This window comes from Canibacter zhuwentaonis (genome assembly GCF_018531145.1).
Taxonomy (GTDB): domain Bacteria; phylum Actinomycetota; class Actinomycetes; order Actinomycetales; family Microbacteriaceae; genus Canibacter; species Canibacter zhuwentaonis.
Genome location: NZ_JAHDSZ010000014.1, coordinates 1 through 23,127, shown reverse-complemented (window position 1 = coordinate 23,127; position 23,127 = coordinate 1). Strand labels below are relative to the sequence as shown.

Sequence of the window (23,127 nt, the reverse complement as noted above, 5' to 3'; positions counted from 1 at the left end):
ACTACGCCACTTTAGACTCAGCGAAGCGTTTACGACGCAACCGCACCGACATTGCAACCAGCGCAACCAGCGTCACAACGTAAGGAATCGAATCCGTGAGCTGCTGCGGCAAACCGAAACTCTGCAAACGGAAACCGAACGCATCAGTGAACCCAAACAGCAGAGCCGCGCCAAGCACACCAACGGGGTGCGAATGGGCGAGCATAACAGCAACAACCGCAATCCAGCCACGCCCGGCCGACATATTCTCGCTAAACTGTTGCACGTTACCAATAGCCAGCTGCGCACCGCCGAGCCCAGCAAGAGCTCCCGAAACAACAACGGTGCTAAGCTGATAGCGCTGCGGACTAATACCGAGCGTGGCGGCAGCAAGCGGGCGCTCACCAACCCCGCGCAAACGCAACCCGAGCGGGCTGCGAAACAACACAACCCAGATAACCGGCACTAGAATAAGCGCCAAATACCCTAGTGGGCTTAGGCTGAACAGCTGCCCGAGATAGGGGATATCTGAAAGAAGCGGTATTTTCCAGGTTGGAATGCCGATAATATCCGCGTGCTTAAAAACTCCCTGCACCCTAAAAACCGAGTAGATTAAAAAGCTTGTGATGCCGATTGCGAGCAGGTTCATAGCTATTGCAAGCACGATCGGGTCGCCTCCGCGATATATTGAGCCGTATCCCAGAATCAACGAAAACAGTGCGCCAGAAACCATACCCACAAGCACGCCAACAATCCCGTTGGTTGTGAAATACGATCCGGCAACCGCGCCAAAAGCGCCGATTAGAATTATGCCCTCAAGGCCGATGTTAAAAATACCAACGCGGCTGCACAGCATACCGCCGAGCGCGGCGAGCAGAATCGGAATCAGCGAGCGTAAAACCGATGCCACTAGATCCTGGTCAAATAGGTGAGCTAGGTTCATGCTGCAACCTCCTCGGTTACGCTCTTCCCGGGCCGCTTTTTAAACTGCGGCAAACCGACCTTAAACGCGATAAAAATAATCACCAGCGCTTGAATAATCGCGCTAATCTGTGGTGACAGACTCAGCTCGCGTCCCAGCGCGGCGCTGCCAACAATAATTCCGGCAAAGAACAGTCCCGAAAGCACGGTTGGAATCGGCTTGTAGTTGGCAAGCAGGGTCACCAGCAGCGCGGTAAAAGCGTATCCGGTGGTCACAACGTGCCCTTCAAGCATCCGCGTGCTTGGTTGCCCCAAAACCAGCAGAATACCGGCAAGCCCTGCAATTCCACCTGACAGCGCCATCGTTTTTACAACAAGCGCTTCGGGCTGTACACCAGAATACCTGGTGAACTGTGGGTTTTGTCCGGCAAGCCCAGACTCAAAACCGTAGCGGGTGCGGTTGTTCAAAAAAATCACAAAAACAACCAGCACAGCGACAATAATAAGCGACCAGTTTACGCCAGTGAGTACGCCCGTGATGGGGCTGGTGCCACCAAACTGCTGCGCTAGGCTCTTCGCGGCCGCAGAACCGCGCGGCACAAAATACTGCAGCATCGTGTCTTCTGCAAAAGTGCGACTCGCTGGCAGGTCGCTCGCTGGATCCTTCAATTTATAGCGGATCAACCAAGACGAAAAAAACCGTGCCGGATAGTTGAGCAGCAGCGTCGAAATAAGAATCGGCACGCCCATATAGTTTTCTAGCAGGGCAGCAACCAGCCCCCACATCGCGCCAACAATAATCGCGGTTATAAGCGCCGCTGTTAGAACCAGAAAACCGGGCTCGGGCATGTGCAGCGCAACAATACCGCCGGCGAGCGCGCCGAGCACAGCCTGCCCCTCGGTGCCAAGGTTGAGAATGCCGGCTCTAAACGCGATTGCTGTTGCCAGCCCAAAGCAGATAATCATGGTTGTTTTAGAAAGCGTGTTGGCAAGACCGATTCCCGTGCCAAAAGCCCCCGAAAACATTGCCGAGAATCCGGTTATTGGATCTGACCCGGTGATTAAAATCATCACCCCGCCGAGCGCAAATGCGCTCAAAATGGAGACCAGGGTCGAGCTTGTGAGGGCGCTTCTGCCAGCCGTTGCGAGCCTGTCTAAAACGCTGGAAGAGCTAGCTCCGGTATTTATAGAACTCACTGTGCTACTCCGATACGTTAATAGAAGATTTAGCAAATAAAATTTTTGTGGCGCGTGCTGTCATAGTTACACCCGCTCAGCATCTGTTACGGTTTTATGACCCGCCATGTGCATACCCAGCAGCGCCTCGGTGGCTTCGGTGCTGGGCAGATCCGCCACAATTTCGCCCTCAAACATAACCAGAATCCTGCTGGAGAGCGACATAATCTCGCTCAGCTCGGCAGAAATCAGCAGAATCGCGCCGCCGTTATCGCGATATTCGGTGAGTTCACGGTGGATCGACTCGATCGATCCAATATCAACCCCGCGCGTGGGCTGTTCTGCGATCAGCAGGGGAGTGTGGTTGGCTAGCTCGCGCGCAACAACAATTTTTTGCAGGTTGCCGCCGGAGAGCGTGCCAACCGCGGTTTCATGACTGGCGATTTTCACGCCGAACTGTTTAATTAGGCGCTGCGCGTGTTCGACCATGCGCGCGCGGGAGAGCAGCCCGTTTTGCAGCAGCGGGGTGCGGCGGTGGTGACTTAGCGCCAGATTATCGGTTGCGGATGCTGTGCCCGCGCTGCCAACGCCGTGACGGTCTTCTGGAATATAGGCGATTCCCGCGTCACGGCGGGTGGCAATTGTTTGGTTGGTGCAGTCAACACCGGCGATTTTAACCGCGCCGTTGCTAAGCGGGCGCATTCCCATAATGGCTTCTGCCAGCTCAACCTGACCGTTACCGGCAACCCCGGCAATGCCAACTATTTCACCCTCGCGCACACTGAAAGAAACGTTATTCACGGCGTTTTTACCAAGCCCGGGCACTGTTAGCTCATTTACTTCCAGCACCGGTTTGCCGGGTGCGTTTTTGGGCGAGGGAGTTGTGAGATCTACGTCGCGACCCGTCATGTGGCGGGTTATTTCTGCCGGGGATGACTCGGCGGTGATTAGCTCGGCAACGTTGCGTCCGTCGCGCAAAACCGTGACACGATCTGAAACTGCCATAACTTCGGAGAGCTTGTGAGTGATCAGGATAATTGTGCGCCCGTCGGCTTTTAGGGTGCGCAAAACCTCAAAGAGACTTTTTGTTTCCTGCGGGGTGAGTACCGCAGTCGGTTCGTCAAGAATCAAAACCTGCGCGTTGCGGTAGAGGGCTTTGATAATCTCAACGCGCTGCAGCACTCCAACCGGCACATCACTAACTTTAGCGCGCGGATCAACGTGCAAACCATAGCGTTTTGCAATTTCGGCAACCTTTGCAACCGCAGCTTCTGTGTCGAGCAGACCGTGTTTGGTTGGCTCCGCACGGAACACAACGTTTTCAGCAACTATGAGCGAGGGGAACAGCTTAAAAGACTGAAAAACCATGCCGATACCTGCATCTATCGCGTCGAGCGGGCTTGAAAACTTGCGCTCTTTGCCGCTAACCTTAATAACACCCGAGTCTGGTTTGTAAACTCCCGCGAGTATTGACATAAGAATGGATTTACCGGCACCGTTTTCTCCCATAAGAGCGTGTATTTCACCCTTATTAACGGTTAAATCAACCCTGTCGTCAGCAATGATGCCACCGGGGAAAGTCTTTGTGATGGCACGCATTTCAACTTCGTGAACCAAATTTTGTTCCTTTGAAATATTTGCTAAAGTGCGCTGTTGGAATATTCACGGATAGAGGAGAACGGGACGTTGCTAAAAACAACGCCCCGCACGCTTAAGCTAGGAGGTTTTTGTCTTTGGATTGACTACAACAATCTCACCGCTCTTGATCTTCGCTGCGGCATCTTTCACCTGCTGCAAGATTTCAGGGTGCTCCATAACCACGCACTGTGAGCTAGCGGCCTGATCGGTGAGGCTCACAACGGTTACGCCACCCTCTTTAATGCCGAACTCTTTGCTGGCTTCTTTAGAGCTCTTGCCCGCGAGAATGTCTTTAACCATGGTAACCATCACGTTGTCAACCGATTTGATCGTGCCGTCAACAACGCTTCCCGGAGCAAACCCACACTGGTTAGCATCAACGCCGTAAGCGTAGAATCCCTTCTCTTTTGCAGCCTCAATAATGCCACCGTTAGCGGCCGCTGCGATTGCAAAAACCTGATCCACACCGGTTGCGGCGTAGGCAAGAGCCTGTTCTTTACCGCGCGCTGTGTCAGAGAATGGATTTTCGCCGCCAACAATCTGTGGCTCTAGCACCTGCACAGCAGGGTCAGATGCCAGCACGCCCTGTTTGAAGCCTTCGCTGTGATCGCGGATCACCTCAATATCGAGCGATAGCACGGAGCCAACTTTCTTGGTTTTGGTTAGCGCTGCGGCCTCAATGCCCAGCAGGTAGGATGCTTCTTCTTCTTTGAATGTTGCGTTGTAGAGGTTTGCAGGAGCATCAGGAACAACAGAGTCAATTAGCAGGAATTTCTGCTCGGGGTTAGCAACCGCCAGCTCTTTAGCCATATCGATAAACTGGAAGCCCAGCATAACGATTACGTCAGGAGCCTCTGCGATTGCCTGTTCAAGGTTTGCACGGCGGGTTTCGTCGTCTTTAGACTCGTAAATTTTCTGTTTGCCGTTGTGCTCTTTAGCAACTTTTTCAATGCCTGTTTGACCAGATTTCAAAAACTCGCTTTGCCCGATGGGATCGCTTGTGATGTAGATAAACCGCTTATCGCCCGAGCCGTCTTTGTCGGTGGATGATTTTGTCTCGCCAGCACAGCCCGAAAGAAGTAGGCTGGCGGCCGCAATACCAGCTACAGCTACGCTAGCTCTGCGTTTAGTAAACCAGGTCATTTATGTTTCCTTTCAAAGTGTTTTGCGTTTAGTGCGCTTTGATCACCGGTCGCAACCCGGATTTACAAAGCAGTGTGAAACCGTGCTGCGGCATGACTAGCATACCGAAAATCGCTTATTCTCGCCACTGGCGCGATTTAGGGCGGGGAGGCTGCTGGTTTTAGGGAGTTAGCGGATGTGTTTGGCGATGCGGTTGCTTGACTTGGGTGGTTGGCGGGTGGTTGGCTGTGTGCGGCGCTGCTGGGATATGCAAAAAAAAGGGAGGGAGAGAGAGATCCGCACCCCCTCCTGCTGGTGATAACTAACTGGTTGCTAGCTGTCACGCTCGGTTTCTTGTTGTGATGCTTGTTTCTGCGCGTTCTGTGCTGCGGCGGCGCGCTCTTGAGCTGCGCGCTCGCGAATTAGCTCCTGCGCCTTAGCGATGTTAATCGCGGCAGTTGTGGGGCTAACATCCTCTGCGCCTTGCTCGGCGCTCGGCAGTGGTTTACCCTCAAGATCTAGATACTGGCCGGTTGCGTAGTCATACTCAATCGGGTTACCGTTTTGATCTGTGCGCGCATACCATTCAGTAACCTCTGGGGCCTTCGAGTCAAAATCAGAGCCAGCAGCGAATTTACTGTCTTTTTCTGTTGGTTGCACAACGAGGCTGAAGTTATCGCCGTATTTGCTAACTCCCAGCAGCACCGCGTTTTCAACAGCGGAGTGTTCGTATATTGAGCGAATCGTTGCAGGATCGTTGCGTAATTCTTTAACCAGCGCAATTGTTATTAGCACTAGCACAATCGCAAATGGCAGCGCCGTGATGGTGATCAGATTTTGTAGTCCCTGTAGCGCGTCTTTTCCGCCGGTTATCAGCATAACAACTGCGATGCCGGCCATGCAGAGCGCCCAGAAAGCGGTAATCAGTCGCTTTGGAGCAGGATTGCCGCGCTGCGACAATTGGGAGCTAACAAGTGAAGCGGAATCCGCTGAAGTGATGAAGAAGATCGCGAGCAGCACAATCACAAGCGGAGCCACAATATTTGCGCCCGGCAAGTGGCTGAGCACCGCAAACATAATTTCGTCGGGAGCTGGCAATTTAGACGGGTCATTGCCGGGTGCGAGCGCCTGGCTTTCGCGCTGCAGCCAAATCGCGGTGCCGCCAATAACGGTGAACGCAACGATCACAATGGTGCTCGGAATAAAAAGCACGCCGATAACAAACTGGCGGATCGTGCGACCGCGTGAAATTTTAGCCACGAAAATACCAACGAAGGGTGCCCAGCTAACCCACCAAGCCCAGTAGAAGGTTGTCCACGAGCTTAAGAACTTGTGCATTTCTTCGCTGGTTGCCATATTTGCGCTTAGCGCCTCGGGAGCGGTGCGGAAGAAATCAATCATAACGCTTGGAATGGCGTTCATAATAAACGCGGTTGGGCCCGCAACAAAGATAAACACGGCCAGCCCTAGCGCGAGCGCCATGTTTATGTTTGAGAGCATTCTAATTCCTTTTGAAACGCCAGAAACAGCGGAAATTATTGTGCCGATTGTGAGCAGCATTATTATAATAATCGCCGCATTATTGCCGGTTGTAGACCAGCCGGTCACAATTTCCGTGCCGCGCGCAATCTGCAGCGAACCAATACCGAGCGAAGCCGCGGTGCCAAAGAGGGTTGCAATAATTGCTAGCCCGTCAATGATCCGCGCTCCGGGGCTGCTCGTATCGGTTTTAAAGAGGCTTGTTAGAATTGAGCTCATCAGTGGTACGCGCCCGCGCCGGAAAGACACGTATGCGACAGCGAGACCTACGATGGCGTAAATGCCCCAGGCGTTAATACCCCAATGCACGGCGGATTGTGCGAGCGCGCCGCTAATTGCCTCTGCGGTTGCCGGGTTGTATGCTCCCGGGCGCGGTGAAAGGTAGAAAGTTAGTGGCTCGTACGCACCGAAAAAGATAATGCCGATGCCGATACCCGCGGCAAACAGCATCGCCGCCCATGAGGCGGTTGAAAACTCTGGTTTTTCATCGTCAAGCCCGAGCTTAATTTTACCGTAGCGTGAAAAAGCCAGCCACAGCAGAACGATTGCAAGACCCGTTGCGAGCACGGTAAAGACCCAGCCTAGATTTTCCATAACCCAGCCGAGCGCTATTCCCGAGAGCTCAGCAACCTGTTGGGGTTGTGTCACGCCCCAGATAATAAAACCGATTATCAGCGCGCCAACAATACCGATAATTAGCTTATCGACGCCGTAGCGGATCTTCTGATCTTCGATGGAAACACCGGGTACAAGAGCCGGATGAATGTTGTGAGGGTAATTAACCTCACTAAAGAATTTTTTAGGGGTCATTTTTTCAGAGGTTGTAGTGCCCCTGGAAACCCTTCTTGTGGCACTTATAACAGGCTCGCTGCGCAGGTTTTTAGTCTGCGCAGACAGGCTGTCATGCCTGTTTTGGGATGTCATAACTTCCTGTAAATAGGTAATTTAATTTGAAAGATGATTATCAGGCAACTTCAGGATGTGTCATTGAAAGCAAATCAAGAGCTTTATCAAGCTCAGCTTCCGTGATTTCGCGACGCTCAACATAGCCAAGATCTATTACTGCCTCACGCACGGTAATTCCGTTAGCGACTGAATGCTTAGCTATTTTAGCCGCAGCTTCGTATCCTACCAGACGATTCAGAGGAGTTACAGTTGAGGGGCTCATTCCTGCTAGAGTTGCGGCGCGGTCGATATTGGCAACTAGCCCGGCAATCGTTTTATCTGCAAGCACGGTGCAAGCGTTGCTGAGTAGGCGGATAGACTCGAGCAGGGCAGTACCCATAACGGGAATTTGCACGTTCAGCTCAAACGCACCAGACGCGCCAGCCCACGCCACGGTTGCGTCGTTGCCAATAACGCGAGAGCAAACCATTAACACAGCCTCGGGCACAACCGGATTAACCTTGCCGGGCATAATTGAAGAGCCCGGCTGCAAATCGGGAATAAAAATTTCTCCCAGACCAGTGTTAGGACCCGATCCGAGCCAGCGCAAATCGTTATTAATTTTTGTGAGAGAAACCGCGATTGTGCGCAGCGCGCTCGAGGCTTCAACAAGCCCGTCACGATTTGCCTGTGCTTCAAAATGGTTACGCGCTTCCGTTATTGGAAGTCCTGAAGACTTGCGAATTTCAGCAATAACCTTTTCGGGGAAGCCCTGCGGTGTGTTAATTCCTGTGCCCACTGCGGTGCCGCCCTGCGGCACTTCAGCAACGCGCGGCAGGGTTGCAGCAACTCGCTCAATGCCGTAGCGGATCTGCGCGGCGTATCCGCCAAATTCCTGCCCGAGTGTTACGGGTGTTGCGTCCATCAGGTGGGTGCGCCCCGGTTTTACAGCGTCTTGCCACTGCTCAGCTTTTGCCTCTAGAGCCTTTGCGAGATGCTCAAGCGCCGGCTGTAGCGTGTTAATCAGCGCGCCGGTTACGGCGATGTGCACCGAGGTTGGGAAAACATCGTTAGAAGATTGTGACGCGTTCACGTGATCATTGGGGTGCACAGCAGCGCCCAGGTGTTTAGAAGCGAGTGTCGCTAAAACTTCGTTCATGTTCATGTTTGACGAGGTGCCAGAGCCTGTCTGATAAGTATCAACCGGAAAATTATCGTGGTGCGCGCCGTCGATTACCTCATCTGCGGCGGCGACAATCGCATCCGCTATCTCTGGCTTGAGAATGCCAAGCTCTTTGTTAGTGAGAGCGGCGGCGCGTTTGATGCGCGCCAGGGCGATAATCTGTGCGGATTCTAGACCCGTGCCAGAAATTGGGAAGTTCTCAACGGCGCGCTGTGTTTGAGCCGCATAGAGAGCGTCTTTAGGCACTTTTACTTCGCCCATGGTATCGTGTTCGATACGGTATTCGACTGCTTTAGTCATTTTAATCCTTAAATTAATCTAAATTAATTACACCCGGGAGGGTGTGTCAGTTCACCTTTCTAGGGTACGCATAAAATATGTGTGAATGTGTGAATGTGTGAATGTGTGAATGTGTGAATGTGTGAATGTGTGAATGTGTGAATGTGTGAATGTGTGAATGTGGCACGGCTGTGGATATTGTTATAGTGCTGTAAGCGTCTATGGATTACTTTTGCTGCGCGGTTAAGCGGGTGTGGGATATTTTTCTGCGCTATTGTGTATTGCTACTGCGCCACAAGATATTTTGGGTTGTTTTGTGGCGCGGCTGGGGTGTTGTTACTGTGTCACAATCGGACCAACAGCGCTCACCAACTCAACCTGCCCGCGTGAAATACTGTACTTACAGGCAACTATGCCCAGTGATCCGCTTGCCACCGCGTTACGCAAAATAACCGACGAGCGCAAAATCGTGTTGAGAGTCAGCTCAAGGTGCTTTGCTCCGACCGCGTCGGCGTCAATAACAGCGGGCGACACGTACGGGGTTGTGCTGTTACGCTCGTGCCACACCTGCTGCACAGCGGGCAGCACGGGCGCGAGGGTGCGCTCAACAGCGGGCGGGATTACAGGCGGATGTTGCGTTGATAGCTCTATTGCGGTTTTTACCGCGCTGCATGAGTCGTGAGCCAGCACCACGATAAGGGCAGATCCCAGCTCTGACACCGCAAACTCGAGTGAGGCGACGATCGATTCGGCAACAATATGTCCGATATTGCGGATCACAAACAGGTCGCCCAGCCCCAGGTCGAAAATAATTTCGGCGGCGATTCGAGAATCGGCGCAGCCAAACAGCGCAATGTCTGGAAACTGCCCGCCGGCCAGCTGGTCGCGGCGCATTGTGTCCTGATTGGGGTGCTCCTGTTTGCCGGTAACGAACCGAGTGTTGCCGGCTAGCAGTTTAAGCCACGCCTGCTGCGGGGTGAGCCGTGTTTCAACCATTGCTGCCCGCGTTCCTGGAGGCAAGTGATGCGACCGTGTTTGCCGCCAGCTCGCGTACTTCCGCCTCGCTTGCTGTGCCGCTTACAATCAGGGTCGCCCCGGCAATAGTTGTGACATACCCGTAGCGCACGTTGCTGTTATCGGAGCTGTCTTTAGGGTGGCTATAAACCCGCCAGGTGTGCCCGGCAAACTCCTCCTGCCCGGTCTGCTTTTTGCGCTCCAGCTGCGTTTTCACCCACGCCTCACTCGCGGGCGTTAAATCTACGGTTGTGCCCTGCGCAACTGCCGCGTAGTTGTTGCTCGGGGTTGTATACCCGATATACCAGTAGCTTGTGCGCGTGTCTTTGTTGTGTCGCAGCTGCGCCTGTTTGGCGAGCCAACCGGCCGGCATTTGGGGAGCTGCCAGCGGATGCCCTGCGGTGTTAGTCGCATTTTGTGCCAGCTGCACAACATCAACATTGCGAGAGGGGTAATCGCCGGTGCCGCGCGGTACCATCAGTACCATAATCAGCACCAGCCCGAGTGTGACCAGCAGCGAATACACAAGGTTATTAACCGTTTTGCGTTTTTTATACAGCCGGCTATTTTCGGCCTTGCGAGCGGCTGTTTCGGCGGCTGTTTCTGGCCTGCCGAGTTCGGCAACAACCGGTTTTGGGCTGTTACGCATCTGATCCGCTAGCGGATACACCAGCACCGCCGTTTGCGCCCTCCAGCTGCTGTTTGGCGCGCCGCAGCTTATCTTCGCAGTGCTGCGCTAGTTTTTCGCCCTCTTCCCAGAGCGCAAGAGACTTATCGAGAGTTACATTGCCCTGCTCTAGCTGCTGCACAACACTGATGAGCCTGTCGCGAGCCTGCTCAAAGCTTAAGTTTGCAACATCTGTGAGCTGATTGTTAGCCTGCTCAGAGCTGAGGTTGGCGTTGTTGTTTACTGTCGTCATAATAATTTCTAACCTTACTATTTGGTGCTGTTAATAGAGTCGATTGTGACTGTCGCTTCGCCGTCGCGCAGCAGTAGCCGCAGCTGCGTGCCGCTGCTGAGCTGCTGCGTGCTGCGCACAAGTTTGCCGTCGAGTGTGAGCGCGACGCTATACCCGCGCTGCATCGTGCCGTGCGGGGAGAGCGCGCGCAGGCTTGCGCGCCGGTGTTGAATATCCGCCTCGCTGTTGGCGAGTTTGTGAGCTAGCAGTTCTGCGCCGCGATCCGCGTAACGCTGCACTTCAATGCTGTGATTCTCGAGCACCGCTGCCGGGTTTCTGAGCGACGGACGGTTGCGCAGCGCGGTGAGATACTCAGTGGCTGTGCTGATAAAGCGCAGTATCGATTTCTTTGTACGCACTCGGGCATCGGCTATTGCCGCCAGCTCCGCTTGTAGATCGGGCACAACCAGTTTAGCGGCGTCGGTTGGGGTGGAGGCTCGCACATCCGCTATATAGTCGAGCAGCGGGCGGTCGTTGTCGTGCCCAATAGCGGAGATAATGGGTGTTTTAGCTTCGAAAGCGGACTTTAGAATAAGCTCGTTACTGAAGGGCAAGAGGTGCATAAAATCACCGCCGCCGCGCGCGATAATAATCACATCAACTTCGGGATCTGCGTCAAGGATCGAAATTGCCTGGCACACCTCGGCAACTGTGTTTTGCCCCTGTACGGCGGTGTGCACAACCCGAAACTGCGCCTCGGGCAGCCTGAGGCGTGCGTTGTTGATAACGTCTTTTTCAGCGTCCGAGTCTTTGCCGGTGATCAGCCCAATTTTATTGGGTAAAAAAGGGAGCGGTTTTTTGTGTCGGGCATCGAAATAACCTGCCGCTTGTAGCTTGGCTTTGAGCCGCTCAATTTCGGCTAAAAGTTGCCCCTCACCAACGGCTTCGATGGCTGTTGTGTTAAATTTTAGAGAGCCGGATTTAACCCAGTAATCTGCCGCGCAGTGCATTACAACCCGATCACCCTGTTTAAAGTCGCCGCTAATGTGAGATGCGCTATTCCAGATGTTGAATTCGAGCTTGCTGTCGGTGTTAAGGTCTTTAAGCCCCGCGTAAACGTTGCCGCGATTGTTTGTCCAGGAAGATATTTCCCCCTCGACCCAGATAGGAGGCAATTTTCTGATATATGTGCGTAGGCTATCGTTTACCGCTTGCACTGACATGGGATTCTCGCGAGTTATGTTTCCTGTCATGCTAGCTCCTAACGGTGTTTATAATCTATGATAATAGCAGATGCGACAACCTTGTAATTGGTAACGAAATGGTGGTGAATAGCAGAGTGAAAAGCGCTGTAGCAGATGCGATAAGGTGGCATGAGCGGGCGGGCGCTCACGAAAATGCGACCGTGATTGTGCCGTTGCAGGCGCGGGATGCGCGCCATGCGCGCGAGCTGGTCGATTTTGCGGCGGATGCGCTGCGCCGGGGCGAACTGTTTGACGCTGTTGAGTGGCGCGTTGATGAGCTGTTTTGCGACGGGTGCGAGTTTGCTGTGGTTTTAGCGCGCTTGGCTGAGGTGTACGCGGCAATTGAGGCGCTTAATATCCCCGTAGTAGCAACTCTGCGCACCGCTCGTGACGGTGGTAAGCGTGATTTCAGCAGCGCCGAGTATGTGGCGGTAATTACTGAGCTGATCAGCCTATTTCCTGCGGCAATAGATGTTGAGCTGCGAGCAGTAAGCGTGGCGGAGCTTGTTGCGCAGTGCCGGGCGCGTAATATCAGCGCGATTGTTTCCTACCATAACTGGCAGCAAACCCCGGCAGATGGCGAGCTGGCGGCTCTGTTTGCGCGGGCCGCGCAGTTGGGAGCGGATGTTGCCAAGGTTGCGGTCACTCCGGTTAGCGTGGCGGACACCGTGCGGTTATTAGCGGCAACAAGGATGGCGTCTCGTGAGCTTGAATGCGCGGTAATCGGTATTGCGATGGGCGAGCTGGGCAGGGAAAGCCGCGTTATGGCGCACGAAAACGGCAGTATCGCAACTTTTGCGAGCCTGCTGAAGGGGTCTGCTCCAGGGCAGCTAACAGTGCGCGAGCTTGCTGCTGCGCGGGAGCGCTAAATCTAATGCATGGGTGGTTGCCCGTGCAGGCGTTAAATCTGCGGTGCAGGGGGCTGCCGCGCGGGTGCAGAATTAGGCACGCGGTGGTATTGAAAACTGCAACAGGATCAGGCGAAACATGAGTTTCGCCAGTGCGGGCGCTAAACTCTGCGGAGGCGGTTTACAAGCTCGTTTAGAATGCTCTGCAGCTGTTCCGGGTCTATATTTTCAAGCATTCCAGCGGGAAACACGGAATAAATAGTGACCGCTGCGGCAACAAGAACCAGCACACCCGCAATAATTCCGGTGGTTAAGGGGACCCAGAAAGTCAGCTTCTTTAAGCTCAAACGGCGAATAGAAATCAGCAGCGAAACTGTCCACAGCACAATTATTCCAACCGCGGCGATAATGCCCAGCTGTGACACCCAACTCGGAATTGTTGCGCCGTCATCCGGAATAACCTGCGCTAGCACGCCTGCTGTTGTGCGCAGGCGCAGCATACTGCTGGCGCACTCGTAAGCACCCAGCGCGCCCGTAACCAGCAGCATAATCGTAATAACGCGATCAACTTGCCCTGCCCGTTTGAGACCTGGCGCGGTTACGGCGGGATTTGCCGCAATGGGAGTTTTTGCGGGCGTAGCGCCTGCCATAGGAGATTTTGCGGATGCCGCTGCGCTCGCCTCGCGGGGCGGCTTATCTGCCGCACCGCGCTGTTTTGCTGAGTTGCCGCTTTTTGCCGTATTATCGCGCTGCTCTGTTGGGCTGCTCTGATACGCTCTGCCCGCCGCAGGGTTTAAACCCAGGTTGTGCGGTATTGCTGAGTGGTTTGCGCCAGATTCACCCGGCGCGGTGTGGTTTTGTTGGGGTTGCGGGCGCGGCGGTTGCCAACCCTCGGGAGCTAGCTCACCATACTGCGGGCGTGGGCGCAGCTGCTTTTTTAGAGTGTGCGTCTGTTCGCTCGTTTCAGGCTGAGCCGATGCGTCCGCCTGTTGCTGTGGTGTTTCGCCGGTTTCGTCGGGTGTTTTTTGCATTTGTTGTTAGAGCCTCCGAGCCGTTTTACAGCTACTGGTTAAGAGTTTAAAGAGAAATTGATTTGCCAGCCGAACCCAGCTGGGCAGCCGCTTCAGCAACTCGCGCCGCCATTGTGCTTTCCGCAACTCGACCCCAGGCGCGCGGATCATACTGCTTCTTGTTGCCAACTTCGCCGTCAATCTTTAGCACTCCGGCGTAGTTGGTGAAAATATGCGAGGTAACTCCGCGAGTAAAGGCGTACTGTGTGTCGGTGTCGATGTTCATTTTAATTACACCGTTTGCCACCGCCTCGGCTATTTCTTCTGGCGAGGAGCCTGATCCGCCGTGAAAAACAAGATCGAAAGGATTTGGTTCGGTGCCAAACTTTGTTGCCACAGCGTCTTGCAGTTCGCGCAGCAGCTCGGGGCGCAGTTTTACGCTGCCCGGCTTGTAAACACCGTGCACGTTACCAAAAGTTAGCGCGGTTATGTAGCGGCCTTTTTCGCCGAACCCGAGAGCTTCTGCGGTGGCGATTGCGTCAGCTGCTGAGGTGTAGAGTTTTTCGTTTATTTCGTGGCTTACACCGTCTTCTTCGCCGCCAACAACCCCGATTTCGATTTCGAGAATAATGCCCAGCTCGTGCGCGAGCGGGAGTAGTTTTTGCGCGATTGCAAGGTTTTCATTCAGCGGCACCGCTGATCCGTCCCACATATGCGACTGGAAATAAGGCGTGCCCCCCTGTGCGATGCGCTCGCGGCTTGCCTCCATGAGCGGGTATACGAAATTGTCGAGCGCTTCTTTGGGGCAGTGGTCGGTGTGCAGCGCAACCGTTACCGGATAATTTTTTGCAACCTCTTCTGCGCACTTAGCGAAGGCGAGCGCGCCGCTCACCCGGTTTTTAATATTTGGACCAGAAAAATACTCGGCCCCGCCGGTAGAAACTTGAATAATGCCGTCAGATTTTGTGTCCGTAAGCCCCTGTAAAGCTGCGTTAAGAGTCTGTGAGCTGCTGACGTTGATTGCCGGAAAAGCAAACTTTTGCGCTTTAGCAGTGTCTAGCATTTCGCGATACTGTGCGGGTGTTGCTATTGGCATGATGACTCCTTAAAAACGTATGGCACTTGGGGCACCTTTGCGATGCTTCACTATTTAATAATAGCCAGTTGATTTTGGGTAATCCTTAAAATAGAGCGATTCTGTGCTGTATTTGAAACTTGCAGGATAGGCTAGAAGCGGTTTTAGCTGTTAGTTTTAGAAAGTGAGCGCAGATGAGCGACAGTATTACACTGAGTGAGTGGCAGCCGGATCGTAATCTCGGCTTGGAACTCGTGCGAGCAACCGAGGCCGCCGCTATCAGGGCAACCCCTTTTGTTGGGCGGGGTGACAAAAATGCGGCGGATGGCGCGGCTGTTGATGCGATGCGCAGGTTTTTGGCGTCGGTGTCAATGAACGGTTTTGTTGTTATTGGTGAGGGTGAAAAAGATGAGGCTCCTTGGCTGTACAACGGCGAAAAGGTGGGTAATGGCACGGGTGCTGAGTGTGATGTTGCGGTTGATCCGATCGATGGCACGCGGCTGAGTGCGGAGGGTCGCCCGGGCGCGCTGTCGGTAATTGCGGTGGCGGATCGCGGTTCAATGTATGACCCGTCGGCTGTTTTCTATATGGACAAGATTGTGTGCGGGCCCGAGGGCGTTGATGTTGTTGATATTCGGAAGCCAATCGGCGAGAACATCCGTGCGCTGGCTCGTGCTAAGGGCGTTGACGTGTCTGATATCCGGGTTGCTGTGCTTGATCGCCCGCGTCACGCGCAGCTGATTCAGGATATTCGCGAAGCTGGCGCGGGCACGCAGCTGATTATGGACGGCGACGTGGCCGGTGGCGTGAACGCGGCACGGTTTGATTCTAGGATCGATATGTGCGTTGGTATCGGGGGAACTCCCGAGGGGATTATTACCGCGTGCGCGGTGAAAACACTTGGCGGTTTAATACAGGGCAGGCTGATGCCGCGCGATGATGAGGAAAAGCAGCGCGCTATTGATGCCGGGCATGATTTGGACGCGGTGCTGGATCAAAACACGCTTGTGAAAAGCGATAACACTTATTTTGTTGCAACGGGCATTACGGACGCTGATTTTCTTGCGGGCGTGAAACGCCACGGCGAGTTTGTGCGAGCGGAAAGCATTGTTTTGCGCTCGTATTCGGGCACGGTAAGGCACATTGTTTCCGATATGCGCGAAGATCGCTGGGGTGTGTAAAGGCCTGCAGTTTTTTTGGAAGCTGTTGCAAAATCTGTGGTGTTGCCACTTGACCAGGTTGAGGTCTTTGTGATTTAGCTTTCTTTTTCCTGGTCGTTGTTGCAGCTTGTCCAGCCTGAGGTTGCGGCGCTTCCCGCTGTTTCGGCAGCTGCTGCAACTGGCATTTCGACGTTGCCTTTTGTGTCTTTAGAGTTGGTAATCTCCTTAGGAACTTTGAGATTATCTCGAACTATTACCTCGACCGACTCAAGCTGAGATGCGTTCGTGTTTCCTTTAGGGAATGTGTTTTCGTTAATTTCACCTATTTTTCTGACCTGTGGGGCGAGGCGGCCGTTATATGAGCTCACCGCGTCATTATATGCTTTAGTTGCGTTTGTTAGCCCTGCGCCTATTTTTGCTACATACTCTGTGAATTTTTCAAGTCTTTCACACAGCACGCGGCAGGTTTCATAGATGTTTTGCATTTCTGTTCTTACTGTTTCTCGCTCCCAGGCTATGGAAAACGATTTAAGAACCGCAAACAGGCTGGACGGTGAGGTGAGAATAATGTTTTTGCTGTGACCGTAATCATTTAGGCCGGGGTCTACGGCTAAACTGTTTATTAAAAAGGTGTCATTAGGCAGGTAGATAATTGTTGAATCAATGGAACCTGCAATTTTTTCAGGGTAGTTGCGCTTATTCATATCGGTGATCATTGTTCTAAGATTTTTAGCAATGTTTTTCCAAGTATTATCAATTTCGTCTTTGGAAGGATTATCGCTAATCTTCTTGAATTCTCCGTACTGGGTCTTAGCATCAACAATAACTTTACGGTCTCCCGGAAGGTTAATAATCATATCAGCTTTGTTGCCTCTGTCTAGGCTAACCTGAGTCTTGAAATCTACGTGTTTTATCATGCCAGAGACCTCAACAAGTCTTTCGAGTGACTCTTCGGCCCAAACGCCAGCGGTTTTAGTGCTTGTAAACGCCTCTTTTAGTTGCGAGGTTGCCTGATCAAGTTTAGACGTTGAGTTTTTTGTTATCTGCAGGGTCTCCTGCATCTGACCATACTGCTGTAGGCTGAGTTCATCCATTTCTTTTAGCTTGTTGCCCATTTGCGCGACCTGAGCTTTAAGCGGCTCAAACTCTTTTAGGAGGTTCATTTTAGATTCTGCCTCTAGCTTTGATGTTGTGAGCTGCTTTTCAAGGTTTTCTTTAGAAGCAGCAAGGCTGGCTATTTGCGCACTGAGCTGCGATATGGTCGCGTCTTTTTCTTGTGCAACACGTGTTACCTCTGCAAACATTTTTTGTTCTAGGTTTGTTGTGGTTCTGAACAGCTCTTGCGCAGCTTGCTCTCTGGCTGCAGATAATTCCCGCTGCGCGCGCTCTTCTTGCTCGCTCTTATCGCTCGCGTGAGCTTCTGTGAGAGCTTGAAGCTGGGCGTTGTGATGCGCAACTAGACCTTTTTTCTGGCGCGCGAAGATCAGAGCCAGCGCCACCCCCGCAAGAATAGCGCCGATAAGAAAAGCAGCTGCTTGGGCTGTGTCAAAATTAATCATACCTCTATTATCGCGGTGGTTTAGGACACTAATTTTTAAGCCGCCGCTCGCGCGCAATATCGCGGGAGTTTCGGGCGGGTGCAAGCTGATCCGCTATGAAAGCGAGTAAGATAATACCGTGGCTTTAACAATTGGAATCGTGGGGTTGCCTAACGTCGGCAAATCAACCCTTTTTAACGCACTTACAAGCAACGACGTGCTGGCGGCTAACTACCCCTTCGCGACTATTGAGCCGAATGTCGGGGTTGTGAGCCTGCCAGATGAGCGGCTGCCCAAGCTCGCGGCTATTTTTGGCAGTGAGCGGATTTTGCCAGCGCCCGTGTCTTTCGTTGATATTGCGGGAATTGTGCGCGGCGCGAGTGAGGGGGAGGGGCTTGGTAACAAGTTTCTCGCCAATATCCGTGAGGCGGACGCAATTGCGCAGGTTGTGCGCGGGTTCTCTGATTCTGATGTTGTGCACGTTGATAACAGGGTCGACCCGGCGAGCGATATTGAGACTATTAACACCGAGCTGATTCTGGCTGATTTACAGACCCTTGAAAAAGCTGTTGTGCGGCTTGAAAAAGAAGTGAAGGCGAAGAAAGCGGATCCGCAAGTCCTAGAAACTGCGAACGCTGCGCGCGCAGTGCTTAACGAGGGTAAATTACTTTCTAGCTCGGGCCTTGATATTAGCGCGATTAAGGACCTTGGCTTACTCACAGCGAAGCCGTTTTTGTACGTGTTTAACGTGGATGAAGACGTGCTTATGGATGAGGCGAAGAAGGCGGAGCTTGCGACTATAGTTGCCCCCGCCAGGGCAATTTTCTTAGATGCCAAACTCGAGAGCGAACTAATTCAGCTCGATGCGGCAGAGGCACGCGAGCTGCTGGAGTCTGTGGGGCAGCAGGAAAGCGGGCTGGATCAGCTAGCGCGGGTCGGTTTCGACGAGCTCGGGCTGCAAACCTACTTGACCGCCGGGCCGAAAGAAACCCGCGCTTGGACGATCCGTAAGGGATGGAAGGCGCCGCAGGCCGCGGGCGTGATTCACACCGACTTTGAAAAAGGATTTATTAAAGCCGAGGTTATCGGTTTTGATGATCTTGTTGCGGCGGGCTCTGTGCTGGAGGCGCGTAACACCGGCAAAGTGCGGCTCGAGGGCAAAGACTACGTGATGCAACCGGGCGATGTGGTCGAGTTTCGTACGGGGCTTACGTCTGGTGGTAAGAAGTGAGTCGTGTTGCGCTCTTCGAGACCGGGCTTTGTGACCGGCTTGAGCCGGGCGAAAACCCTTCGTTTCTGAGTCGGCAGCTCGTCACCTACATTGGGAATAAGCGAGGTCTGGCGGATTCTATCAGCCAGGCTGTTATTGAGGTGCGCAATCGACTCGGAGGAAGAAAAATAAGGTCGATGGACCTGTTTACAGGTTCTGGATTTGTTGCGCGGCTTATGAAAAAACACTCCTCCTTGGTGGCGTCGAACGATTTGGAGCTGTATGCACAGGTGATCGGCGAGTGTTTCCTTGCAAATCACGACGAGGATTTGCTGGCTGAGGCGGCTTGGCATATTGATCGCCTTAATCGTGCTGCGCTTGAGGGAGCCTCGCACGACGGTTTTATTCGGGAATTATATTCCCCGGCTGATGACCAGAATATCCGGGTGGGCGAGCGAGTTTTCTACTCTAACGATAACGCTCGTCGCCTTGACTTTTATATTCAAGAGTTGGCTAAACTCCCGGACGAAATTCGCTGCCTTTTGCTTGGGCCGTTGCTGTCTAAGGCGTCAGTTCACACGAACACCGGGGGTGTTTTTAAAGGATTTTATAAGGATAAGAACACGGGCATAGGTAAATTTGGAGCCTCGGGTGGTGATGCCATGAATCGAATTCTTGCGCCAATCACACTCGAAATGCCGGTTCAGAGCATTTTTCAATCTGAACACGAGGTGTTTAGGCGAGATGCTAACGACCTTGCTGCAGAGCTGGAAGCGTTTGATTTAGTTTATATTGACCCGCCTTACAATCAACACCCATACGGTTCTAATTACTTCATGCTCAATCTTCTTGTGAACTATGAGTGCCCTGAAAGAGTAAGTCGCGTGTCTGGCATCCCCGCAGATTGGAATCGTTCTGACTATAACGTTAAGCAGCGCTCTTTAGCGCTGCTTATTGACTTGTTCGAGAATATCACCGCAAGGTTTCTCCTGGTATCGTTTAACTCCGATGGGTACGTGTCCACAGAAGAGATCAGGTGCGCGCTAGAAGAGTACGGTCGGGTCGATGAGGAGATTCTGAAGTACAACACATATCGTGCCGGTAGAAATTTACGTGAGCGCTCAATCCATGTAAACGAGCATCTTTTTCTGCTTGATAGAGAGGGATGAATAAAGGGCTACAATGGCTAATAAGGAGAGACTTCGACGGAACCGTTACGGAACTGTCATTAATGTGACATCGTCGAAGCAAGAATTGCAGCTTGCTGAGGCACTTGTTAATGTCACTGAGCGTTTAACGGCAAAGTTCGGTGTTGCGTTTAAGCATGAGAAAACAGTGATGCTTGCTGACATCGTTGCTTCTCTTCGGCAGAGCTTTCTGTCAGTAGTATTTTGTGATCCGCTCCCAAATACGTACATGAATCCCGACGGAGGTATTCTTTCGATCGTTTCAGCAGATAGTGAGCGTACGTTTCCTGTGTTGATTACAGAAGTTAAGAATCAGGGAACTAACGACCTTCGACTTAGTATGCAGGTTGAACGCCTCCGCTGTTGATGCCGCACTATTGCAATATATCGAGTAGTGTGATCTTTGCGAGAATTACGAGAAATCAAAAACAGACCTGAGAAAGAATTATAAGTTTTGCAGTTGAATGTGTTCCAGATTATTGGATGAGCTGTGTGATCGAGTTTAGATTTACCGTATAATCGTTATACAAACGAATCGAAAGGAGCAAGATGGAATTGGCGGATCTTTCCACAGAAGCGTTAATTTGGGCGGGTGCGATAATCGCGATCCCGGCCGGATTAATTCTGCTCGTGGGAGGGGCTTTAGTGAAAGCGTTTTTCAAAAGTAAGTAAACGACCGCGAGCGCAGCATCAAAAGAGGTGCTGTGCCGATTACAAGGGGGTATTAATGTCTGGAGCAGGTGTAGCTGCACAGGGCAGGCTGAAGAGGAGCATGGGTAGTCTGGCTATCTTAACTCTTGGCGTAGGCGCGATGGTAGGTTTCGGCTGGATCGTGCTAGTTGGTGGCTGGATAGAGAGCGCGGGCACATTCGGTGCGATTCTCGCGTTCGCTATCGGCGGCGCAATGATGGCGCTAATTGCGCTGATATATTCTGAAATGGTTGCGGCAATGCCGCAGGCTGGTGGCGAGCATAACTATATTATCCGCGCGCTCGGGCCCAGGTGGTCACTAATTGGTTCGTGGGCTATTACTGGCGGATACGCTGCTGTGGTCGCGTTCGAGGCGGTGGCTTTGCCGCGTGCTCTCGGATACGTGATAGATCTTGAGCACATTAAACTGTACGAGGTTGCAAAATCTGATGTTTTCCTAGTTTGGGCGCTGGTTGGTTCTGTAACGGCGATTGTAATCACAATTATCAACATTCTCGGCGCTAAACTGGCCGGTGGCGTGCAAACATTCGTGGTTGTTTTTCTGTTTGTGATCGGTGCGGTGCTGTTTGCCGGAATGCTCGTAAACGGCGAGCCGGCAAAAATGGAGCCGTTCTTTAACGGCGGCGCGGTCGGATTCTTCGCGGTTTTGATCGTTGTGCCGTTTATGTTTGTGGGTTTTGACGTGATTCCGCAGGCGGCTGAAGAGGCGAATATTAGCCCGCGCAAAATCGGTAAAATCTCTATCGCATCTGTGCTGGTTGCGGCGGTGTGGTACATCCTGATTATTATTACGGTTTCGGTTGCGCTAAGCCACGAGCAGCTGGCGACATCCGACCTCGCCGCGGCAGACGCTATCGGAGTGCTCTTTGGTAACGACTTTATGCCGAAAGTTGTTGTTGCCGCCGGTGTTGCGGGTATCATCACATCGTGGAATTCGCTGCAGCTGGGAGCTTCAAGGCTTATCTACTCCCTGGCTCGTTCGGGAATGCTGCCAAACTGGTTTGCGTACATTCACCCTAGGTTCGGCACGCCCGTTAATGCGCTGCTACTGCTCGGCATTATTGCGATGATTGCGCCGTTTTTCGGACGCGCGGCGCTGATCTGGGTTGTTGACGCGGCATCGCCGCTGATTGTGATCGCCTACTTTCTGGTGACTGTGTCGTTTGTGGTGCTACGTCACCGCGAGCCGGGCATGGAGCGTCCGTTGCGTGTTGGCGGTAAAGGAAACGCGGGGCTGTGGATCGGTTACGTTGCAATTGCGGTGGCCGCGTTCTTGATCGTGCTGTACATCCCGGGAATGCCGGGCGCGGCTGTAATGTCGTGGCAGTCGTGGGTAGTGTTCGGGCTGTGGTGGATAGCTGGTATTATCTTTATGCTGCGGATTCCGCGCGGTATTAAAGCCGGGCCTAACGCGGAGCACGAAATAGAAGCGATAATGAAACGCAAGTAGGGTTAAAAAACGGCGGGCGGCAGGAGCTGTCCGCCGTTTTTGTGTCTTGAAACAGGGGTGTGGCGCGGCGCTGCTCTTTGGGTTTACCGATGCTTTCGGTTTCCGTTTGCAGACCCTGGGGCTGCCACAGCAACTGACAGACTCTATCCCCTACACTGTAATTCTTGCTGCACTGATTGTAATGTCGATGCAACCGCGACGCAGAAAACATCTCACAGAATCTAAAATAACCTAGTGTCTGCGTCTGCTATGTTGTCGGATACGGCGGCGGATTCCGTCGGGAGTGCGCCCACTATAGCAACAGATTCCATCAACGGCACTCTTGTTGCAGACACGGCTGACGGGAGCGGTGAGAACATTATTCTTGGGCAGGATGTTTTGGGTGGTGAGGTGCCGCAGGTGGTTGTTCCTGGCGGGTGTTTTCATGGTTCTCGTTCGCTCGGCGCGTGGACTTTGCTTGGCACAACCATGGCGCCGCCTTTTTCTTGGGAACAGTTTACGCTTGCTGAACGCGCCCACTTGTTGCGCTCTCATCCGCGTTTTGCGGCGGATATAGCGCGACTGACTAGGGATTAGCCTTTTTCAACGGGCAGGGGGCTGACAGCAGAGCTGCCACCCCACCTGCTCGCCTGTTGCTTCTGCTTGTGGGTGTTACACGCGAGCCTGTAACCGTCTGCGTGCTACAAGCCCGGCTGTAACACCAACTATCAGTACACCTGCTCCTGCTAGATATAGCCAGTCGGTTGCGATTCCGCCGGTGAGTGGTAGTGGTGGTGCTACGGCCATGAATTTGCGTTGTAAACGAACTGTGTGTTGAACTGTGGCGTTTGCTGTAACCTGTTGCAGTTGATACACCGACGGGGTTTGGCTGGTGAACTCCCAACCATCAGGAGCTGTTATGTTGCGTACTGTTACTGTGCAGTTGCTTCCAGCCCACACCCTACTATCCACAACCTTAGCAGACCACGAAGCATAATTAACAAGATCAGCATAATCAACCATATGCATGAAAGTAGTATTATGCCGAAACGGGGTAACACAGTTGACACTACCCGACAC

Annotated in this window: 22 protein-coding genes; 8 read left to right on the top strand and 14 right to left on the bottom strand. The window is 52.9% G+C overall.

Annotation, left to right across the window (positions count from 1 at the left end):
- Position 1: 1 nt before the first annotated feature.
- The 10 genes from KJY78_RS06195 to xseA all read right to left on the bottom strand — a co-directional run bounded on the left by KJY78_RS06195 (position 2) and on the right by xseA (position 11,888).
- Positions 2-922 (bottom strand): ABC transporter permease, encoded by a 921-nt coding sequence (locus KJY78_RS06195; protein ID WP_214337738.1) that lies wholly within the window; start codon positions 920-922, stop codon positions 2-4.
- Positions 919-2,097 carry an ABC transporter permease gene (locus KJY78_RS06190; RefSeq protein WP_348771218.1) on the bottom strand — a complete coding sequence of 393 codons (1,179 nt, stop codon included), beginning with the start codon at positions 2,095-2,097 and terminating at the stop codon, positions 919-921. Before KJY78_RS06190 ends, KJY78_RS06195 begins: the two co-directional genes overlap by 4 nt.
- 66 nt (positions 2,098-2,163) lie before the next feature.
- On the bottom strand, positions 2,164-3,693 hold the full coding sequence (locus KJY78_RS06185; protein WP_214337737.1) for an ABC transporter ATP-binding protein: 1,530 nt from the start codon (positions 3,691-3,693) through the stop codon (positions 2,164-2,166).
- Between the two features lie 99 nt (positions 3,694-3,792).
- On the bottom strand, positions 3,793-4,857 hold the full coding sequence (locus KJY78_RS06180) for a BMP family ABC transporter substrate-binding protein (protein ID WP_214337736.1): 1,065 nt from the start codon (positions 4,855-4,857) through the stop codon (positions 3,793-3,795).
- A 312-nt stretch (positions 4,858-5,169) separates the two neighbouring features.
- Positions 5,170-7,299, bottom strand: a complete 2,130-nt coding sequence (locus KJY78_RS06175) for a BCCT family transporter (RefSeq protein ID WP_431732331.1) — start codon at positions 7,297-7,299, stop codon at positions 5,170-5,172.
- Between the two features lie 40 nt (positions 7,300-7,339).
- A complete protein-coding gene (locus tag KJY78_RS06170) occupies positions 7,340-8,743 on the bottom strand; it encodes a class II fumarate hydratase (protein ID WP_214337735.1) in 1,404 nt (467 codons plus the stop codon).
- A 315-nt stretch (positions 8,744-9,058) separates the two neighbouring features.
- Positions 9,059-9,718, bottom strand: a complete 660-nt coding sequence (locus KJY78_RS06165; RefSeq protein ID WP_214337734.1) for a carbonic anhydrase — start codon at positions 9,716-9,718, stop codon at positions 9,059-9,061.
- Complete coding sequence (locus KJY78_RS06160) at positions 9,711-10,385, bottom strand: DUF4245 domain-containing protein (protein ID WP_214337733.1); 675 nt, start codon at positions 10,383-10,385, stop codon at positions 9,711-9,713. The genes KJY78_RS06165 and KJY78_RS06160 overlap by 8 nt, the downstream gene beginning before the upstream one ends.
- Entirely contained in the window at positions 10,378-10,656 is a 279-nt protein-coding gene (locus tag KJY78_RS06155; protein WP_214337732.1) for an exodeoxyribonuclease VII small subunit, read from the bottom strand. Before KJY78_RS06155 ends, KJY78_RS06160 begins: the two co-directional genes overlap by 8 nt.
- A 17-nt stretch (positions 10,657-10,673) precedes the next feature.
- Complete coding sequence (xseA, locus tag KJY78_RS06150) at positions 10,674-11,888, bottom strand: exodeoxyribonuclease VII large subunit (protein WP_214337731.1); 1,215 nt, start codon at positions 11,886-11,888, stop codon at positions 10,674-10,676.
- 86 nt (positions 11,889-11,974) lie between these two features.
- Between xseA and aroD the strand changes: the two genes are divergently transcribed.
- Complete coding sequence (gene aroD / locus KJY78_RS06145) at positions 11,975-12,748, top strand: type I 3-dehydroquinate dehydratase (protein WP_214337730.1); 774 nt, start codon at positions 11,975-11,977, stop codon at positions 12,746-12,748.
- Between the two features lie 140 nt (positions 12,749-12,888).
- On the opposite strand, the gene KJY78_RS06140 is transcribed toward aroD, so the two are convergent.
- Positions 12,889-13,758, bottom strand: coding sequence for a DUF6264 family protein (locus KJY78_RS06140; RefSeq protein WP_214337729.1), 870 nt, complete (start codon positions 13,756-13,758; stop codon positions 12,889-12,891).
- Positions 13,759-13,804: 46 nt separating this feature from the next.
- The gene (fbaA, locus tag KJY78_RS06135) at positions 13,805-14,833 is read right to left on the bottom strand and encodes a class II fructose-bisphosphate aldolase (protein ID WP_214337728.1); all 1,029 of its coding nucleotides are present in this window, start codon (positions 14,831-14,833) and stop codon (positions 13,805-13,807) included.
- 173 nt (positions 14,834-15,006) lie between these two features.
- Between fbaA and glpX the strand changes: the two genes are divergently transcribed.
- A complete protein-coding gene (gene glpX / locus KJY78_RS06130; protein ID WP_214337727.1) occupies positions 15,007-15,993 on the top strand; it encodes a class II fructose-bisphosphatase in 987 nt (328 codons plus the stop codon).
- 74 nt (positions 15,994-16,067) lie between these two features.
- On the opposite strand, the gene KJY78_RS06125 is transcribed toward glpX, so the two are convergent.
- Positions 16,068-17,531 carry a DNA recombination protein RmuC gene (locus KJY78_RS06125; RefSeq protein WP_214337726.1) on the bottom strand — a complete coding sequence of 488 codons (1,464 nt, stop codon included), beginning with the start codon at positions 17,529-17,531 and terminating at the stop codon, positions 16,068-16,070.
- 118 nt (positions 17,532-17,649) lie between these two features.
- Here KJY78_RS06125 and ychF point away from each other — a divergent pair, with 118 nt between their 5' ends.
- The 6 genes from ychF to KJY78_RS06095 all read left to right on the top strand — a co-directional run bounded on the left by ychF (position 17,650) and on the right by KJY78_RS06095 (position 22,644).
- A complete protein-coding gene (ychF, locus tag KJY78_RS06120) occupies positions 17,650-18,741 on the top strand; it encodes a redox-regulated ATPase YchF (protein ID WP_214337725.1) in 1,092 nt (363 codons plus the stop codon).
- Positions 18,738-19,889: a DNA adenine methylase gene (locus KJY78_RS06115; protein ID WP_214337724.1), complete on the top strand. Its 1,152-nt coding sequence runs from the start codon at positions 18,738-18,740 to the stop codon at positions 19,887-19,889. Before ychF ends, KJY78_RS06115 begins: the two co-directional genes overlap by 4 nt.
- A gap of 13 nt (positions 19,890-19,902) precedes the next feature.
- Complete coding sequence (locus tag KJY78_RS06110; RefSeq protein WP_214337723.1) at positions 19,903-20,274, top strand: EcoRI family type II restriction endonuclease; 372 nt, start codon at positions 19,903-19,905, stop codon at positions 20,272-20,274.
- Positions 20,275-20,679: 405 nt separating this feature from the next.
- Positions 20,680-22,068, top strand: coding sequence for an APC family permease (locus KJY78_RS06105; protein WP_250544229.1), 1,389 nt, complete (start codon positions 20,680-20,682; stop codon positions 22,066-22,068).
- Between the two features lie 46 nt (positions 22,069-22,114).
- On the top strand, positions 22,115-22,303 hold the full coding sequence (locus tag KJY78_RS06100) for a hypothetical protein (protein ID WP_214337721.1): 189 nt from the start codon (positions 22,115-22,117) through the stop codon (positions 22,301-22,303).
- Positions 22,303-22,644, top strand: a complete 342-nt coding sequence (locus KJY78_RS06095) for a cupin domain-containing protein (RefSeq protein ID WP_214337720.1) — start codon at positions 22,303-22,305, stop codon at positions 22,642-22,644. The genes KJY78_RS06100 and KJY78_RS06095 overlap by 1 nt, the downstream gene beginning before the upstream one ends.
- A gap of 75 nt (positions 22,645-22,719) precedes the next feature.
- Here the strand turns inward: KJY78_RS06095 and KJY78_RS06090 are convergent.
- Positions 22,720-23,127: LPXTG cell wall anchor domain-containing protein (locus KJY78_RS06090; protein ID WP_214337719.1), on the bottom strand; the 408-nt coding region annotated here is incomplete at its 5' end.